This window comes from Halobacterium zhouii (genome assembly GCF_021249405.1).
GTDB lineage: Archaea > Halobacteriota > Halobacteria > Halobacteriales > Halobacteriaceae > Halobacterium > Halobacterium zhouii.
Genome location: NZ_CP089593.1, coordinates 1,895,037 through 1,911,859, shown reverse-complemented (window position 1 = coordinate 1,911,859; position 16,823 = coordinate 1,895,037). Strand labels below are relative to the sequence as shown.

Annotated in this window: 22 protein-coding genes; 13 read left to right on the top strand and 9 right to left on the bottom strand. The window is 67.6% G+C overall.

What is annotated here, in order from left to right; translation table 11 throughout:
* The first annotated feature begins 16 nt into the window (after positions 1-16).
* The 3 genes from LT970_RS09980 to LT970_RS09970 are packed head-to-tail and all read left to right on the top strand — an operon-like array spanning position 17 to position 1,958.
* A complete protein-coding gene (locus tag LT970_RS09980) occupies positions 17-331 on the top strand; it encodes a DUF7126 family protein (protein WP_232686322.1) in 315 nt (104 codons plus the stop codon).
* Positions 332-374: 43 nt separating this feature from the next.
* Entirely contained in the window at positions 375-1,583 is a 1,209-nt protein-coding gene (locus LT970_RS09975) for a hypothetical protein (protein ID WP_232686321.1), read from the top strand.
* A gap of 60 nt (positions 1,584-1,643) precedes the next feature.
* Complete coding sequence (locus LT970_RS09970) at positions 1,644-1,958, top strand: cupin domain-containing protein (RefSeq protein ID WP_232686320.1); 315 nt, start codon at positions 1,644-1,646, stop codon at positions 1,956-1,958.
* A gap of 1 nt (position 1,959) precedes the next feature.
* Here LT970_RS09970 and LT970_RS09965 read toward each other — a convergent pair whose 3' ends face one another.
* Genes LT970_RS09965 through LT970_RS09955 form a run of 3 tightly spaced genes read right to left on the bottom strand, consistent with a single transcriptional unit; the run spans position 1,960 to position 3,643 of the window.
* Positions 1,960-2,235, bottom strand: coding sequence for a hypothetical protein (locus LT970_RS09965; RefSeq protein WP_232686319.1), 276 nt, complete (start codon positions 2,233-2,235; stop codon positions 1,960-1,962).
* Positions 2,236-2,262: 27 nt separating this feature from the next.
* The gene (locus tag LT970_RS09960) at positions 2,263-2,985 is read right to left on the bottom strand and encodes a 5-formyltetrahydrofolate cyclo-ligase (RefSeq protein WP_232686318.1); all 723 of its coding nucleotides are present in this window, start codon (positions 2,983-2,985) and stop codon (positions 2,263-2,265) included.
* 4 nt (positions 2,986-2,989) lie between these two features.
* A complete protein-coding gene (locus tag LT970_RS09955) occupies positions 2,990-3,643 on the bottom strand; it encodes a MogA/MoaB family molybdenum cofactor biosynthesis protein (protein WP_232686317.1) in 654 nt (217 codons plus the stop codon).
* Between the two features lie 365 nt (positions 3,644-4,008).
* Between LT970_RS09955 and LT970_RS09950 the strand changes: the two genes are divergently transcribed.
* Positions 4,009-5,049, top strand: coding sequence for a zinc-binding dehydrogenase (locus tag LT970_RS09950; protein ID WP_232686316.1), 1,041 nt, complete (start codon positions 4,009-4,011; stop codon positions 5,047-5,049).
* Positions 5,049-5,354, top strand: a complete 306-nt coding sequence (locus tag LT970_RS09945) for a DUF7977 family protein (RefSeq protein ID WP_232686315.1) — start codon at positions 5,049-5,051, stop codon at positions 5,352-5,354. Before LT970_RS09950 ends, LT970_RS09945 begins: the two co-directional genes overlap by 1 nt.
* A 41-nt stretch (positions 5,355-5,395) precedes the next feature.
* Here the strand turns inward: LT970_RS09945 and LT970_RS09940 are convergent, their stop codons facing one another.
* The 3 genes from LT970_RS09940 to LT970_RS09930 form a co-directional block, all read right to left on the bottom strand.
* Complete coding sequence (locus tag LT970_RS09940) at positions 5,396-5,812, bottom strand: desampylase (protein WP_232686314.1); 417 nt, start codon at positions 5,810-5,812, stop codon at positions 5,396-5,398.
* A gap of 54 nt (positions 5,813-5,866) precedes the next feature.
* A complete protein-coding gene (gene idi, locus LT970_RS09935; protein ID WP_232686313.1) occupies positions 5,867-6,490 on the bottom strand; it encodes an isopentenyl-diphosphate Delta-isomerase in 624 nt (207 codons plus the stop codon).
* An 82-nt stretch (positions 6,491-6,572) separates the two neighbouring features.
* Complete coding sequence (locus tag LT970_RS09930) at positions 6,573-7,472, bottom strand: diacylglycerol/lipid kinase family protein (RefSeq protein ID WP_232686312.1); 900 nt, start codon at positions 7,470-7,472, stop codon at positions 6,573-6,575.
* Between the two features lie 53 nt (positions 7,473-7,525).
* On the opposite strand from LT970_RS09930, the gene LT970_RS09925 reads away from it, so the two are divergent.
* Positions 7,526-8,185, top strand: a complete 660-nt coding sequence (locus LT970_RS09925) for a PHP-associated domain-containing protein (protein ID WP_232686311.1) — start codon at positions 7,526-7,528, stop codon at positions 8,183-8,185.
* Positions 8,186-8,378: 193 nt separating this feature from the next.
* Here LT970_RS09925 and LT970_RS09920 read toward each other — a convergent pair whose 3' ends face one another.
* Positions 8,379-8,792, bottom strand: a complete 414-nt coding sequence (locus LT970_RS09920; protein ID WP_232686310.1) for an Lrp/AsnC family transcriptional regulator — start codon at positions 8,790-8,792, stop codon at positions 8,379-8,381.
* Between the two features lie 97 nt (positions 8,793-8,889).
* On the opposite strand from LT970_RS09920, the gene carA reads away from it, so the two are divergent.
* The 3 genes from carA (at position 8,890) to LT970_RS09905 (ending at position 10,973) form a co-directional block, all read left to right on the top strand.
* A complete protein-coding gene (carA, locus tag LT970_RS09915; RefSeq protein WP_232686309.1) occupies positions 8,890-9,972 on the top strand; it encodes a glutamine-hydrolyzing carbamoyl-phosphate synthase small subunit in 1,083 nt (360 codons plus the stop codon).
* A gap of 164 nt (positions 9,973-10,136) precedes the next feature.
* A complete protein-coding gene (locus LT970_RS09910) occupies positions 10,137-10,409 on the top strand; it encodes a hypothetical protein (protein WP_232686308.1) in 273 nt (90 codons plus the stop codon).
* Between the two features lie 189 nt (positions 10,410-10,598).
* Positions 10,599-10,973, top strand: a complete 375-nt coding sequence (locus LT970_RS09905; protein ID WP_232686307.1) for a hypothetical protein — start codon at positions 10,599-10,601, stop codon at positions 10,971-10,973.
* A 1-nt stretch (position 10,974) separates the two neighbouring features.
* Here the strand turns inward: LT970_RS09905 and carB are convergent, their stop codons facing one another.
* Entirely contained in the window at positions 10,975-14,115 is a 3,141-nt protein-coding gene (gene carB, locus LT970_RS09900) for a carbamoyl-phosphate synthase large subunit (protein ID WP_232686306.1), read from the bottom strand.
* Positions 14,116-14,252: 137 nt separating this feature from the next.
* Here carB and LT970_RS09895 point away from each other — a divergent pair, with 137 nt between their 5' ends.
* From LT970_RS09895 to LT970_RS09885, 3 genes are all read left to right on the top strand, one after another.
* A complete protein-coding gene (locus tag LT970_RS09895) occupies positions 14,253-14,780 on the top strand; it encodes a phosphotransferase-like protein (RefSeq protein WP_232686305.1) in 528 nt (175 codons plus the stop codon).
* Positions 14,781-14,887: 107 nt separating this feature from the next.
* Positions 14,888-15,328: a hypothetical protein gene (locus tag LT970_RS09890; RefSeq protein ID WP_232686304.1), complete on the top strand. Its 441-nt coding sequence runs from the start codon at positions 14,888-14,890 to the stop codon at positions 15,326-15,328.
* 110 nt (positions 15,329-15,438) lie between these two features.
* A complete protein-coding gene (locus LT970_RS09885; protein ID WP_232686303.1) occupies positions 15,439-15,873 on the top strand; it encodes a DUF4112 domain-containing protein in 435 nt (144 codons plus the stop codon).
* Between the two features lie 45 nt (positions 15,874-15,918).
* On the opposite strand, the gene LT970_RS09880 is transcribed toward LT970_RS09885, so the two are convergent.
* Positions 15,919-16,476 carry a DUF5815 family protein gene (locus tag LT970_RS09880; protein WP_232686302.1) on the bottom strand — a complete coding sequence of 186 codons (558 nt, stop codon included), beginning with the start codon at positions 16,474-16,476 and terminating at the stop codon, positions 15,919-15,921.
* A gap of 83 nt (positions 16,477-16,559) precedes the next feature.
* Here LT970_RS09880 and LT970_RS09875 point away from each other — a divergent pair, with 83 nt between their 5' ends.
* Entirely contained in the window at positions 16,560-16,823 is a 264-nt protein-coding gene (locus LT970_RS09875) for a hypothetical protein (RefSeq protein ID WP_232686301.1), read from the top strand.

The following is a 16,823-nucleotide window of genomic DNA, read 5'->3' as shown; positions in this document are numbered from 1 at the left end:
CCACTACCCAGCACCAATGAACGCAATCGTCGTCGGCCCGGACCGAGGTATCGCCGCCGCTCTCGAAGGTGAGGGCGTCGAAGTCACGCGAATCGAGGGCGTCGCATCCGGCGAGAAACTCGCGGACGCCGGCGTCGAGGACGCCGGCCTGCTCGTCGTCACGGACGCCGGCGAGGCGACCGCGGTTCCGGTCGCACTCGAACTCAACGAGGGACTCAAGACCGTCGCGTACACGCCGGACTCGATGCCCGAGTTCGTGAAGGCGATGCTCGACTTCGCCATCGACCCCGCGGCGCTCTCCGCGGACGCCGTCGCCGAGGAACTGGTCTGAGTACACACACTTTTCACGAGTCCTTTCGAAGCGCCGAGCAGTGATGAACACGCGACTGGGCGCTGTCGCAACGGTCGCTGCCGTCGCGCTCGTGGTGATCGCTGGCTGCAGCGGACTGACCGTGACTGACGCGACGCCGCGAGCGCCGACGCAGACGACCGCGGAACCCACGCCCGCCGAACCGACGACGGCCGGCGTCGCGGTCACGGAGACCGTGACTGTCACCGAACACAATGCCACGCTGGGTGACGTGAACGCGTCGCTCGTCTACGCTCGCGTCGGGGAACTCGTCAGTGTGGACGGTCCCAGTCCGCCTCCAGTACACGTGTTTGGACCCGCTGGTAACACTGGCACGGTCCCCACGAACCAACTCTTCCGTCTGTTCGGTGTCCAGCGGCAACCGGTAGAGGGAACCAACTCGTGGGTCGGTGGTCGGATGGACGCGGGACGGGGCACGTACGACGTTCTGCTCGTTCGCCTCTCGAACGCGACGGACGCCGCGATGGAAGCCATCCTCGCTCACGAGTTTGCTCACGCTTACCAGATGAACGCTGTTCACAGCCTTCCCGAAAACACGACTGCGTTCACGCGCGACGCCGTCCACGAGGGGGCCGTCGAGTACGTCACGTGGCGGTACGTGGATCGGTACGACGTATCGTTCGACGAAGCCGCCACGCTGGCGGAGGCGTACCGACAGGCTGGTCCGGTTCGGCGGGCGCACTACGCGCCGTATCTCTACGGCGCCCGGTACGCTCGGAACTTCAGCGACCCGGACGCGCCGCTCGAATCGATGTACGAGAACCCGCCGACGACCGACGAACAGGTGCTCCACGGTCTCCCGCCGGGCTCCGAGTCGCCGAAGCAACTGACGGCTCGCGGCGTCACCGGCGAGGACTGGGTGGTCAACCCGACCGCCACGCGGCGCATCGGCGAAGCGCGCCTGAAGTTCGTGCTGGAGAGCGGCGTCTCGCGCGACCGTGCCGCCACCGCCGCCGCCGGATGGGGGAACGACCGATGGCTGGAGTTCGTCTCCTCGCACGGATACGGCTACGCGTGGGTGCTCCACTGGGACACCGCGAGCGACGCCCGGGAGTTCGAGCGCGCGTTCACGGACTACCAGCAGAACGTCTCCGTTCCCCTCGACGTCAAGACGGTCGGCGAGGAGGCGACCGTGGTGTTCGCCGGTAACGCGTCGTTTGTCGAGAACGCGACCGCTAGCGGAACAGCCGAGAACGTCACCGTCTCGGTTTGACGTGCCCGTTTCTGCCTGGCGGCCCGGACGCCTAAGGCTGTGCCCGCCGTCGTTCACGGCATGGGACTCGATCGCTACCCCGACCTGAACCCGGCGCCGAAGAAAGTCCAGACCACGGAACTGTACTATTCGTCGGACCTGCTCGTGAAGGCGTTCGCGCTCGGCCCCGGCGCCGAGGTCGACACCCACGAACACGCCGAGCAGACGAACGTCTTCCACGTCCTGGAGGGCCGAATCACCGTCGTCGCCGAGGACGACGAGGAGGAGATTGCCGCCCCCGGCGTCGTCGTTCACGAGCGCGAATCGCCCCACGGCGCGCGCAACGACACCGACGACCAGACGCTGTTCACGGCGACGATGGGGCCGATGGAGTAGTTTACAGTTCGAGTGCGACCGGCCTTCCCTCGGGCGTCTCCTCGGGGTCACCCTCGACGGCCGCGGAGTGCGGACTGACGTGTTCCCAGCAGACGAACTGTTCGACGTGGCCCGCCTCGAAGAGGAAGTAGTCCGCAGCGCTCGAGCAGAGCACACACTCAGGGTCGCCGTCGACCGCCGCAACTGCGTGCGTTTTCGCCGCTTCTACGTCCGCCGAACTCGCGTCTCCGCCGTCTGCCCGCAAGTCGGCCATGCTGCCGTCGTCCGTGGACGCCATTCAGACAGGAGTACGTCGCTATCCGGTTTAAAGTTCGGCTTGCAGACGCTCCAGAACCGGCATCTCCTCAATCTGCTCCTCGTCGAGTGCGTCCCAGTCGACGCCCGCTGGCCGGTCGTACTCGCTGTCCGTGCGAATCACGCGCTCGGGGGTCACGACGAGGTCCATTGGAACGTCGTGGGCATCCGGCGTCACCTCGCCGCTATCGACGACCTGGCGCTCGTGGACCGTCGTCGCCACAGTCGTCTCGTCGTCCACGAGGCCGAGGTCCGAGAGGATGGCGAACTCGAGGTCGCTGAACCCCTCGCCCTTCCCGACGCGAGCGCCGGCTGCCGTCACCACGACGCTCCCGGAGAGCACGAGGTCGACGTGCGGGAGCGCGTCCGGACGCACCTGGTCGGCGTAGTCGTCGACGTTCGACAGCGCGGGCGCGGCGTCGTACTCCTCGGGGTCGATGCGGTCGGGGTCGAGTTCGAGAAAACACTTCTCGTCGCGGAGCCGCGGCACCGCCATGTAGACGGTCTTGCCGTCGCGGAGCGCACGCCGGCGGGCGGGGAGTTGGGGCGCGTCCGGGTTCGCCTTCACGGTGTCCGCCCCCTCCCACTCGGGTTGTGCGGCGAGCAGGTCGGCGGCGTCGCTCGCGCCCGCGAAGTTCGGAATGCGGCCGTGTGGCGGGAACGGGAAGCGCGCTTCGCCCGACTCCTCCAGGTCGTCCCACACGCGCTCGCGGAGGGCTTGCTTCCCGGGCACCGAACTACTCCTCGTCCTCGTCCGGGTTCGCGAGTCCCGCGAGGTGGCCCGCTTCCGGGACGACGATCTGTTCGCTGCCGAGACGCGCGGCGTTCTCGCTCCCCGGGAGGCAGAACACGGGCGTGCCGTCTGCGACACCCGCCGTCGCACGCGTGCCGACGACCTTCGTCCCTATCTCGTCGTAGGAGAGCAACCGGAACAGCTCTCCGAACCCCGGAAGTTCCTTGTCGAACAGCACCTCGACGGCTTCGACGGTGACGTCGTCGGGCGTCACGCCCGTGCCGCCGGTCGTCACGACGACGTCGACGTCACCGCGCGAAGCGAGGTTGTCCACGGCGCTCTGCACGCGGTCGTAGCCGTCCGCGATGAGCTCCCGCATCACAACCTCGCCGCCGTCCGCCTCGAACGCCGCCTCGATGGCGTCGCCCGCCGGGTCGTCGTCCAGCGACCGCGACGACGACACTGTGAGCACCGCCACGCCGACGCACTCCACGTCGTGGTGGTGGTGGTCGTGGTGGACCTCCTGTTCGTCGTGGGAGTCCTCGTCGCTCGCTGGTTCGGACTCCGCTGGTTCGAAGTCGCCGGACTCCTCTCCCTCGTCGTCCGGGTCTTTCACGTGGTCGTCGCGCCGCGTTTCCCGGGACTGGAAGTCGACCATGCGCATGTCAACGAACCCCGCGGGGAAAAACGTACGCTGCTTGCGTGCTCTGTAGTCGGACTGGTTCGTGTTTTCGTCTCTACCGCTACCGCTGCTCGCGTTGTGATTTTTGCCGCTGAGAAAGCCCCGAGGCTGTGGACTCGGGAGGCTCGCTGCGCCCTTCACTCCCTCACTGCGTTCGGTCGTTCCAGTGCTTGCGTCGCCTGCCTTCGTCCACAGCCTCGCCCCTTTCAGTCCCACCCGATGCCGGTTGTTCAGCCGGCGTGTGGTGGGGCTTTCTCGGCGTTGGCAGTGACGACGAGTCCGCTTGGTACGAGAAGACTCGTTACCCTACAGTTTTGGCGACGGCCACGCACCGTCCTTCTATGCAGGCAGTACGCCTCGACGGACACGGGGAGACGGACGTCATCGACTACGGTGAGGTGCCGGACCCCGACGTCGGACGGGACGACGTGCTGGTGGACGTGAAGGCGGGGGCGCTCAACCACCTGGACGTGTGGACGCGCCGGGGGTTGCCGGGCCTCGACCTGGAGATGCCCCACGTGCCGGGGAGCGACGCGGCGGGCGTCGTCGTGGAGACCGGCGCGGACGTCACGCGATTCGAGGAGGGGGACCGCGTCGCTGTCTCCGCCGGCGTCTTCTGCGGGGAGTGTGAGTTCTGCCGGGACGGCGACTATCCGCTGTGCACGTCCTTCCACGTCCTCGGCGAGCACGTCCCCGGGGTACACAGCGAACTCGCTGCGGTGCCCGAGGACAACCTCGTCCCGGTGCCCGAGCACGTGGACTGGGAGACGGCGGCGGCCGCGCCGCTCGTCTTCCAGACGGCGTGGCGGATGCTCGTCACGCGCGCTGACGTCGACCCCGGGGAGTCCGTGCTCGTGCTCGGCGCGAGCGGCGGCGTCGGGCACGCTGCGGTCCAGATCGCGAAGTACGCTGGGGCGGAGGTGTGGGCGACCGCGAGCACCGACGAGAAACTCCAGTACGCCGAGGAGATCGGTGCCGACCACGTCGTCAACTACGAGTCCGAGGACTTCGCCCGCACCATCCGCGAGGAGACCGGGAAGCGCGGCGTGGACGTGGTCGTGGACCACGTCGGCGAGGCGACGTGGGACGACTCCCTGAAGTCGCTCGCGAAGGGCGGTCGGCTGGTCACCTGTGGCGCCACCACCGGCGGGAAGCCGGAGACGCACGTCCAGCGGTTGTTCTGGAACCACCTTTCCGTGCTCGGTTCGACGATGGCGACGCCGGGGGAGGTCGACGACGTCCTCGAACTCGTCTGGGACGGCACGTTCGACGTCCGAATCCGGGACGTCCTCCCGATGAGCGAGACGGCGCGCGCCCACGAGGCACTGGAGAACCGCGAAGGCTTTGGGAAGGTAGTCGTAAAACCCGACAGCGAGTACTGATGCGCTCCGTCTACGAACCCGAGGACGTTGACTCCGACGACGCCCCAGCGGGCGACACCGCTGGAGAGGCTGGCGGTGCCACCGGAGAACCGGCCGAACCGAAAGCGGAGACCGACATGAGCCGGCGGCGGCAGTGGCTCGTCGTCGCCGCGCTCGTCGTCTCCGGAATCCTGGCGCCCGCGTACCTCTACTTCGTCGGTCCGGGGAGTTTCGGGCTTGGATTCAGGGACACCTACCTCGCGATTCCGATGATTCCCGCGCTCCTCATGGGGGCAGTCGGCGTCTGGACGGCGGTGCGGCGATAGACCGGTCGGCGTCTGGACCGCAGTCTGCCAGCAGTCCCGTTCTACGTTCCGCGTACAGTGACCGCCTCGCGCTCGAACGCTTCGCCGGTCCAGGTCCACGCGTCGAGCACTGGCGGGCGCGCTGCGAGCGAGACGAGCACGTAGACGCGCCCCGGCCACGACGCCTGCTCGCGGTCCCGTGCACTCATCCGGACCGGCCCTGAGGGGTGGGAGTGGTAGAATCCGAGTACGTCCCGGCCCGCCGCCTCTGCGTCGTCGAACGCTGCGAGCGTCGCCTCCGGGTCGAGTTCGTACGCGACGCGCGGCGTCTCGGAGACGTTCGGCACCCGGCGGACCTCCTCGACGTGTCGCTCGCCGTCCTGCTCGCGGCCGACCAGCACGCCACAGGCTTCCCGCGGCACGTCCACCTGAGCGTGGTCGAGTACCGCGTCGTAGGCCGCCCGCGTCAACACGAGCACACCGGCTGTTCGGGTGGCGGCGAGAAAAGGCTATTCGGGGCTGTCGCCCGGCCGCTATTCCCGAGTTCCGTCCGGGACGGGGTCGGCGTCCCCCTCGAAGTCCCTGCGCATCGAGATCTCGAACCACGGGCAGAGGCGGAGCTGGCGGTAGTACCGGGGGTTCTCGTGGACGTCCTCGTAGTCCGCCCAGAGCACGCCGCCGACCTCCTCGGGGTCCGGGTCGAGGCTGGTGTCCGTGAGCGTCGCCTTGAGCACCGCACAGACCTCCCACTCCACGCCCTCGTCGATGTAGTGGCGCTTGTACTCGAAGCGGTCGGTGACCTCCAGGTCGTCGTACTGGTCGGGCGTGATGCCGAGTTCCTCCTCGAGTCGCTCGCGAGTAGCTTCCGCCTGGCTCTGGCCCTCGACCGGGTGGCTGGCGACGGTGCCGTCCCAGTGCGTGTCCCAGAGGCGCTTGCGGGCGGCGCGCTGTGCGAGCAGGAGGCGTCCGTCCTCGTCGAACAGCATGCAGGTGAACGCGCGGTGGCGGATGCCGTCGCCCATGTGTGCGTCGAGACGGTTCGCCATCCCCTGCTTCTCGTCGAACTCGTCGACAGTGACGACGTCCTGTTCGGCGTTCTCCGCGGTTTCGTCGTCCCGGGAGGACTCGGCCGGAACGTCGGACTGCGTCTCGCTCATGCCCGAACGGAGGGGGACCTGGGTCAATAGCGCTTCGACTCTAGCCGATGACGCTTCCACTCGCGTGCGTCGTTCCCTGCTTTCATCCGTTCGGGTCGGGCCGGTAGTCGTCCCCGACCCGGACGCGGAGCGCCTTCTCCCGAACGGTGAACTCGACCGTGTTGGCCTCGAGCGGTTCGCCGTCCAGACTGAATGTCACCGGGTCGTTCTCGTGGACGGTGATGGTGAGGCTCTGGGAGAGTATGCGGGTGACGTACTCCTCGTCTTCACCGAACAGGCGCTCGACGGTAGCCGCCCGGAGTAGCTTCGTCGGGGGGACCTGTTCGACGATGGTGACGTCGAAGAGACCGTCTTCGGCGTTAGCCTGCTTGACGCGCTGTGCGCTCGCCCGGCGAACGTTGCCGACGAACACGACGGCCGCGCTTCCCGCCCAATGTTCCTCGCCGTGCTGGTCGATGAGCGTGAGTTCGAGGCCGCTGTAGTCGGTCACCTCCTGCAGGAGCGTCAGCACGTACGCGAGCACGCCGAGTCGTTGCTTCGAATTGCTCGACGTCTTGTGACTGGCGTCCGCGGGGACGCCGGCGATACACGAGTTCACGAACAACTGGTCGTCGGCGTATCCGAGGTCGATGCGGCGCTCGTCGCCGTCCTCGAGGACGTCGAAGGCCTGGTCGATTTCGGTGACGCCGATGTTGCCGGCGAAGTTATTACCAGTGCCACAGGGGACGACACCGAAGGTCACGCTGTCGAGCGCGTCGGCGTCGTCGAGGCCGCGTACGACCTCGTTGACGGTGCCGTCGCCGCCGCAGGCCGCCACGACGCTCGCCCCGTCGTCGGCGGCGTCGCGTGCGAACTTCACACCGTCGCCTTCTGCCTTCGTTTCGCGGACGTCGTATCCTCGAATGGCGGCGATGTCGTGCACGCGTTCGGCGTGTTGCCCGTCACCGCACACGGGATTGAGGACGAGGACGTGACTCGCCATGAGCGTTCGAACGGCCCGCAACACCAAAAGTAATAGCTGGACAACAACCACGCATGTACGCCGTCGATCTCCACGCGCACACTCGGTTCTTCCACGGATTCGAACGCGCGGGCACTGCGTTCGACCCGTTCGGCTATCGACTACTCGCGCTCGCGGCACGTGCCCGGGGCCTCGACGGTGTCGCGCTCACGAACCACGACTACTGCACGCCGTTCGAGGGCGGCGGCGTCGCCTCCATCCCCGGCATCGAGGTGACGACGACCGAGGGCCACGTTCTGGTCGTCGGCCCGGACCCGCCGAGGCGCACGCGGCCCGGGGAGCTCACCCCGAACGCGGTGGTGTCGATGGCACACGACCGGGACTGCGCGGTCATCCTCCCGCACCCGTTCCGCCGGTCGAAGGTACGTCACAGCGACGCCGACTTCGACGCCGTGGAACTCAACGGGAAGAGCAGGCGCGCGTGGGACGCCGCCCGCGAGGTGGCCGCGGACCGCGCGCTCCCGCTCGTCGGCGGGAGTGACGCCCACTATCCCTTCGAGGTCGGCCGGTCGTACACGCGCGTCGACGCCGAGTCGCTCGCCCCGGCCGACGTCGCCGACGCCATCCGCGGGGGACACGTCGAACCGGCGTTCAGTCGCGACCCCGTGTCACGCGCGCTCTCACGCGTGTACGACAGGCTCCACGCTCGGAAGGGTCACCACGAACAGTTCTGACACTACCAGCCACGAGTAGTTCTGACACTACCAGCCACGAGTAGTTCTGACACTACCAGCAGTTCCGTCGACGACTCGTTCCGCCGACACCCGTTTCGCCCCACTCGTTCCGCCGACATCCGCTTCGGCCCACTCGTTCCGCCGACATCCGCTTCGGCCCACTCGTTCCGCCAACGCTTCTCGTCCGCGTTCCCTACCCGAGTTTCTCGTCGAGGATCAGACGCGTTTTGGTGGAGACGACCTCCTCCTGCTCGCGGGCCTTCGTCACGAGTTCGTTGACACCGCCGGTGTCCGTGGCGTCCACGACGAGCACGATGTCGTCCTCACCGGACACCTGCCAGACGAAGTCCACCTCGTTCCACCCCTTCATCCGGTCGCCGATCTCGTGGGTGTTGACGTCCATGGCGACGCCGATCTCGATCATGGCCTTGACGTTCCCGGTGGAGGTGGCGACGGTGAACCGCTCGATGACGCCGTCGTCCATCAGGCTGTCGACGCGGTTCCGCACCGTTCCCTCGCTGACGCCGATGTCGTCGGCGATCTCCGTGTACGCGGTCCGCGCGTCCCGCCGCAGCGTGTCGAGGATGCGCCGGTCGATGTCGTCCATGTCCTCACCTGCCGCCCCGACACAAAAAGGATTGCGAAAATCGAAACTTCGTTACGAAAGCAAGGTTTATAGTGCGGTCATCCGTTTGATTCTCGTAATGACGGACGCTTACCTCGCGCTCGAAACTGGCGACGTGGTCGAAGCGAACGCCCGCGCTCCCGGCCGTGCGCAGGGCGAACTCGTCTTCACCACCGCCTACACGGGGTACGAAGAGAGCCTCACCGACCCGTCCTACGAGGCCCAGGTGCTCACGTTCGCCTACCCGCTCATCGGGAATTATGGTGTTCGCCCCGAGCGCTTCGAATCCGACCGCGTCCACCCGAGCGCCGTCGTCGCGCGCGAACTCACCGACGACATCGCCGACTGGCTGCGCGAGGAGGGCGTTCCCGCCGTCGACGGCCTCGACACCCGGGACGTCGTCCTCAGCGTGCGCGAGCAGGGCGCAATGAAGGTCGGTATCGCCGCCGGCCCCGACGCCACGCCAGAGGCCGCCCGCGCCGAACTAGCGGACTGCCCGCACATGAGCGACATCGAGGACATCGGCGAGCGCGTCAGCGTCGCCGAACGCGAAACCCACGGCACTGACGCCGGTGACGGTGCGAACGCCGACACCCACGTCGCACTCCTGGACTGCGGCGCGAAGCGCTCCATCGTCGACTCACTCACCGACCGCGGCGCGACGGTCACCGTGCTCCCACACGACGCCACACCCGAAGCGGTCGCCGAACTCGACCCCGACGTGCTATTTGTCTCCAACGGCCCCGGCGACCCCGCGAACTTCGAGGCCGCCCAGCGCGTCGTCTCGGAGTTCGTCGGCGATATCCCGCTCGCCGGCATCTGCCTCGGACAGCAGGTCGTCGCCCGCGCGCTCGGCGGCACCACCGAGAAGATGGAGTTCGGCCACCGCGGCGTCAACCAGCCGGTGCTCGACCACGAGAGCGGGCGCGTCGTCATGACTACGCAGAACCACGGCTACACGGTCGCCGACCCCGGCGACCTCGAGGTAACACAGATAAACGTCAACGACGACACGCCGGAGGCCCTGGACTCCGCGGAACTCGACGTGCTCACCCGCCAGTACCACCCCGAGGCCAACCCTGGTCCCCACGATACGCTCGACTTTTTCGACGACGTGCTCGCGATGGCCGAATCGGGTCGCGTACCCCTCGCCGCGGACTGACAGCGCGGGCCGGTGCTGTAAACTGCCGCTGCGTTCTTGTTACTGATTGAAGTCGCATTCCGGCATCACTGGCTAACGCTATGCTCCGTCGTCTCACGCTCTGACACAACCTGTTCCCCCGACGACCAAATCACTTATATGCACTCCGTGGGTCTGCGAACACAATGTCCAACACCGTCGGCTCCGGCAACTCGCTCACGTTCACCGAGTGGCACGCCGCCGTCCTCGGCAGTGTCGTCGGCGCGTTCGCCGCGTACCTCCGGACCATCGGCTACACCGCCGTCGGCGTCTCACTCGCCGTCTTCTTCGTCGCGGGCGCGCTCGGACTGCGGGCGTACGACGGGAGCGTCGCGGGGCGAACCGTCACGAAGGAACCGTGGTACGCGCTCGCTGCGCTGGTCGTCGCCGGCGCTGCCGTGATGCTGATCGCCGGGTAACCGTCGCGCCGGAAATTGGGGTGGGTGGCGCGCGTGCGCCACGCCGAATGCCAGGTGGGGCGTCACTACGAAACGGCTCCTCCCCAGTTAACTACACACTCGATACCACCGAGTAGCCACTCTTTACCGCCGGTGGCGGGGAACCAACTGGCCCGAAGGCATAGTTGTGTAGCGACAGTATCGAGACGTATGCGTGGGGACGATAGCCGCACGGACGAGGCGTATCGCGACGACGCGTACGACGACGACCCGGACAACGCGTACGACGACTCGTCGTTCCCGTACGGACTGGGCGCCGGCTGGGGCTGGGGTGTCGGGTGGCCGCCGGTGTACCGTGACGAAGACGACGTGTACGACGACGAAGAGTACGGCGACGAAGCGTACGCCGAACGCGGTCCGGCGGCCGAACGGGAGGACGATAGCTGGCTGGACGAGGGCGGGATATCGCTGCTCCTCGTCGGCGGCGTCATCCTGTTCCTCTTCCCCGAACCGATCACGTCGACCATCGGCATTCTCCTCATCGTCGCCGGCGTCGTGATGTGGGTGGCCGACGCGCTCACGTAGCTTACTCGCTTCCGCCCCAGTCGTCGTTTCGAACCGGGCGCTCGCTCACCGGGTGAACCGACAGCGAGTCCGCTCGGCGAGCGAGCGCGTCCAGCGCGGCGCTCGCGCCCGCCGCCGTCGAGAGGTAGGACACCTCCTCCTCGACCGCGGTCTGGAGCGCGTCCAGGTCGTCGCTCACCACGAGGTCCACGTCGCCCGCGCGAATCGCCGCGGGCACGTCCTCGAACGCCTCGACGTCGTAGTGCTCGGCGAAGCCATCCCCGTCGTCCGTCACACCGTCGAGGTCCACGACCGCCGTCCCGCTCTCGGGGAGGTCGTTGGCCGCCGCTGACTGGGCCTTCTCGTAGGCCTTCCCGAACGTGTCCGCGGTCCCCATCACCTCGCCCGTGGACTTCATCTCCGGGCCGAGACGCGGGTCCGAGTCGGGCAGGCGGTCGAACGGCAGGACGACCTCCTTCACGCTGTACTGCTCGGGGACGCTCTCGTTCGCATCGAGGTCTGAGAGCGACTCGCCCGCCATCACCCGCGCCGCCAGTTTCGCGATGGGGACGCCCGTCGCCTTCGAGACGAACGGAACCGTGCGCGAGGAGCGCGGGTTCGCTTCGAGGACGTACACCTCGCCATCTTTTACGGCTAGCTGCACGTTCAGCAGGCCGACGGTGTCCAGCGCCCGCGCGATGTCCTCCGTGACCTCGCGCACCCGCGCCATCGTCTCGTCGTCCAGGGAACGCGGCGGAATCACGCACGCCGAGTCCCCGGAGTGGACGCCTGCGCTCTCGACGTGTTCCATCACGCCGCCGAGCAGGACGTCCTCGCCGTCGCTCACGGCGTCCACGTCCAGCTCGACGGCGCCGTCCAGGAACTCGTCGACGAGAATCGGCTTCTCGGGGCTGACTCGCACCGCCTCCGCGACGTACTCCCGGAGTTCCTCGTCGTCGTGCACGACGTCCATCGCGCGCCCGCCGAGCACGTAGGAGGGGCGCACGAGCACCGGGTAGCCGATGTCGTGGGCGAGTTCTAGCGCCTCGTCCTCGCTCGTCGCGGAGCCACCGGACGGCTGGCTGATCCCTAGGTCGTCCATCAGGCGGTTGAACCGGTCGCGGTCCTCCGCGAGGTCCATCGCGTCCACGCTCGTCCCCATGACCTCGCAGTCGAGGTCGCGGCGCTCCAGTTCGGCCTCCAGCGGTTCGCCGACGTCGACGCTCGTCTGCCCGCCGAACTGCACCATCACGCCGTCCGCGTTCGTCGCCTCGACGACGTCGGCAACCTCCTCGGCGGTGACCGGTTCGAAGAACAGGCCGTCGCTGGTGTCGTAGTCCGTCGACACCGTCTCGGGGTTGTTGTTCACGACGTGCGCGTCGATTCCCTGGCTTCTGAGCGCGCGCACCGCGTGGACCGTGCAGTAGTCGAACTCCACGCCCTGCCCGATGCGGATGGGGCCGCCGCCGACGATGACGACGCTGTCGGCGTCCCGGTCTGCCTGCACTTCGTCGCGCCGGGCGCCGGCGTCGCGGGCAGAGTAGTAGTACGGTGTGGACGCCGCGAACTCGCCCGCGCAGGTGTCCACTTGCTTGAACGTCCGGTCGGGCGCGGCGTCCTCTACCGCCTCGATACCGCCGTCCGTCATCCTCGCCACCTCCGCGTTCGTGAATCCGGTCTCGGCGGCCGTCTCGAAGTCGCCCTCGCTCGCGGCGACGGCGGCGTCGGCGACGTTCTGGAAGCGCTCGAGGTACCACTCCTTGATGCCCGTCAGGGCCTCTACTTCGTCTACGGTGTAGCCGCGCTCGAACGCCTCGAACAGCGCGTACGGGCGGTCGGGCGTCGGCGTCTCCAGGTAGTCGGCGTCGAGTTCGTCGTCGCCCACCTCGTCCCACTCCACGCTCGGGTCGTACTCCGAGGAGCGAAGCGCCTTCAGCAGACTCTCCTCGAAGGTGCGCCCGATGGCCATCGCTTCTCCTGTACTTTTCATCGCGGTGCCGAGGTCGAACTCCGTCTCCGGGAACTTCTCGTTCGGCCAGCGGGGCACCTTCGTGACGACGTAGTCGATGGCGGGTTCGAAGGCCGCCGTCGTCTCGCCCGTGATCTCGTTTGTGATCTCGTGGAGGCGCTTGCCGAGCGCGACCTTCGCGGTGACGCGAGCGATGGGGTAGCCGGTCGCCTTCGACGCGAGCGCGGAGGAGCGGGAGACGCGTGGATTCACCTCGACCACGCGGTACTCGCCGCCGGGCGTGCCGTCGTCGCGCCACGCGAACTGGATGTTACATCCGCCCTCGATGCCGAGGTCGCTGATGACCTCGAGGGCGGCGTCGCGCATCTCCTGGTGGCCGTCGTCCGGGATGACCTGGGAGGGCGTGACGACCGTCGACTCGCCGGTGTGGATGCCCATCGGGTCGATGTTCTCCATGTTGCAGACGATGAGACAGGTCCCGCCGGCGTCCCGCATCACCTCGTACTCGAGTTCCACCCAGCCGGCGATGGACTCCGTGACGAGCACCTCGCCGTTCCGCGAGAGGCGGAGGCCCTTCCGCACGCGCTCTTTGAGCTCCTCCATCTCGTGGACGACGCCGCTCCCGCTCCCGCCGAGCGTGTACGTCGTTCGCGAGATGACCGGGAGGCCGCCGACGTCCTCGACCGCCTGCTCGACGCGCCCCTCCAGCGCGTCCGCGTCGACGTCCGTGAGCGATTCGTCGTCGTCGAGCGCGATGGTCCGCGAGCGCGCCACCGGTTGCCCCAGTTCCTCCATGCGCTGGCGGAACAAGTCGCGGTCCTCGGTCGCGTAAATCGTGTCCAGTGGCGTCCCCATGATGTCGACGTCGTGTTCGTCGAGGACGCCCTGCTCGGCCAACTCCGCGGTGACGTTCAGTCCCGTCTGGCCGCCGAGGCCCGCGATGACGCCGTCGGGGTTCTCCTTCCGGACGACCTCCGCGATGGCCTCCGTCGTGATGGGTTCGATGTAGACGGCGTCGGCCATCTCGGGGTCGGTCATGATGGTCGCGGGGTTCGAGTTCACGAGCACGACGCGCACGCCTTCTTCCTGGAGCGCTCGGCAGGCCTGCGCGCCAGAGTAGTCGAACTCCGCCGCCTGTCCGATCTGGATGGGGCCGCTTCCGACGAGAAGAACCGTACGGTCGTGCTCGCTCATTGCTGTCCGTGTGGAGTGCGCTCATCGTAATAAGTCCGGCGAACTCGTACGGAGTTCGGAACTGAATTACGAAATACGCAACTCATCCGGGGCGGGGCAGAGGAACAGTCATGTCGAGTGCGCGAGACACGCGAACGATGCCCCATCACACCGTCTTCGTCCTCTCCGGCCCGCCGGCGTCCGGGAAGACCACCACCGCGGCCCTGCTGCAACGGCGACTCAGCGAGCGCGGCGAACCCACACTCCACCTCGAACTGGACGCGTTCATTGACGCGCTCCCCGACACGGCCGGGTTCGACCCCGACGAGTTCGAGCGCATGGAGCGCGCCTACCACCGCTCGGTTGCCGAGAGCGCCCGGGAACTTCCCGTCGTCGCCGACCACCTCCGGCCCGACCTCGACGCCGACCTGCTTGCCGACCACGAGGTCTGGCTCGTCGGTCTTCGGTGTGCGCTCTCCGAACTCGAGCGACGCGAGGCCGAGCGACCGCCCGAACGCCGGGGGTTCGCGAGCGAGCAGTTCGAGGGCTACCACCGCGGGCGGACCTACGACGTCGAACTCGACACCGCCGAACACCCGCCGGCGGCGTGCGTTGACCGCATTCTCGCGCGCTACGACCGGGGTTCCCCGGAGGGGTTCGCGGCCACGATTGCGGATGCCGATTGAGTGGCCGAATCCGCCGGACCTGAACGTCTACTGAACCCGAACATCCGCCGGACACGAACACCCGCCGAACCCGAAAGCCTACACGTCGCGCGTTCCTCGACGGCGTCGTGAATACACGGCTCCTGCACCGATACCGCCGGGCGCTGTCGGACCCCGCCACCCGCCCGAGCGCGCTGAACCTCGGCGTGGCCCTCGCGTACCTCCTCGTCGCCGCGCTCGCCGCCCTCCTCGGCGCATTTGCGGGTGACGTCGCTGGACTCACCGGGGATGGAGCGTGGCTGCGGTCGATGTACGCGTTCGTCCTCGCGCTGTTCTACCTCGGCGGCAGCTACACCTATCACTGGCACGCGAAGTACACCTTCGAGCGCGCGTCCCGGAGTTTCGCCCTCGGAACGCTCGGCGCCGCGCTCGGTCTCTGTGGCCTCCTCGTCCAGTTCGCGTTCCCGATGGCCGGAACGATGCTCTCGCTGGTCGGCGTCGGCAGCAACGTCCTCGGCGGGTCGTGGGGGACGTTCGTCTACACCTACAACACGTACGCGCCCGACTGACCACGGGGTTCCCGGCTACGGGTGGTACGCCTCACGTGGATCTCCTTACCAACAGCCGTTCAGACTCTCGCCAGCGCACTTTTCAGTACTCCCGCCCTCTACGCGAGTGCATGACAGAGTCCGACGCCGACCTCACAGAGGAGTTCGACCTCGAGGAACTGCCCGACTCGGTCGACCGCGCGGCAGTCCGGCGGATGAAGACCGTTGCGTGGGCGCTCGACGAGTCCATCACCATCCCCGGCACGAACTACAAGATCGGTCTCGACCCCATCATCAGCGTCGTCCCGGTCGGCGGCGACGTCGTCTCCGCGACAATCTCGCTGTACATCGTCGCGGAGTCCGCGCGCCTCGGCGTCACCTACGACACGCTCCTGATGATGCTCGCGAACGTCGCCGTGGACACCGGCGTCGGCGCCATCCCCTACGTCGGCGACATCGCGGACGCCGGGTGGAAGGCGAACAAGCGCAACGTCGAACTCGCGCTCACCAACCTCACGGAGTCCGAACCCGAGGAGGAACCGGTCGAGATTCCGGTCGAGCAGTAGTCGCAGAACCTCGCCGAACAGTAATCACAGAACCGTCAGCGGCGATCAGCGCGCTTCGCTGTCCCGCGGCCCGTGTTCGTCCTCCCACTCGCGGGCCGTGCGGTACTCCTCGACGAACTCGGTGACGTCGAAGTCCAGCATCTGCTCCTCGAAGTCGCTCTTCGAGGACTCGCGCTCGGCGTGACTCACGGCGTGGTCCATCAACTCAACCATCAGTTCGACGACCACCTCGTGCAGTTCTCGGGAGTCCATGTCCGCCACCCAGAGCAACGCGTACCCAACAGAGCCGTTCTCGCTTTGGTCCACGGCGACGACATCCTCGGGGAGTTGTTCCATCACCGCGCCCATCAGGTGAGGGGTGCCGAACTCCTCGAACTCGTCGTCGTCCGCGGGCGTGATGGCTTGCTTGAGCACGTCGACGATGGACTCGGGGAAGAATCGCGCGGGCGGATGCATGTCCATCACGACGGCGTGCGAGTCGCCACACGAACAGGCGTACTCGCGCATCCCCAGGTCGAAGTTCTTGACGTGGGCGCGCTCGCCACACGGCAGGTCGACCCACTCGTCGTCGCTCTCGGTGCCCGGGACGCGCGGTTCGGTCATTACCTCCTCGTTGGCCGTCGCGGTGGTTAAGCCCCGCGGAGCTATCGCGACGACCCGGGGAGAATACTCATCCGTTCGTCTTCGTGTTCAGCGTCGTCGCCGACCGCGCGAGCGTCGCCCAGCGCGCCGCGATGGCGACCGTGTTCGGATTGTTCCTCCTCGAATCGATCGTCACGGGCACCGACTACTCGTGGGTCGGCGCCGTCGCGCCGATGCGATACTTCGACCCGACCGCCATCCTCGTGGACGGCACGTACGACGTCGCGGCCGCCGCGATTCTCTCGGTCGCGACGCTCGCGCTGGTCGGTGCGAGCCAGTGGTACTTCGGCCGTCGGGACGTGAACTGA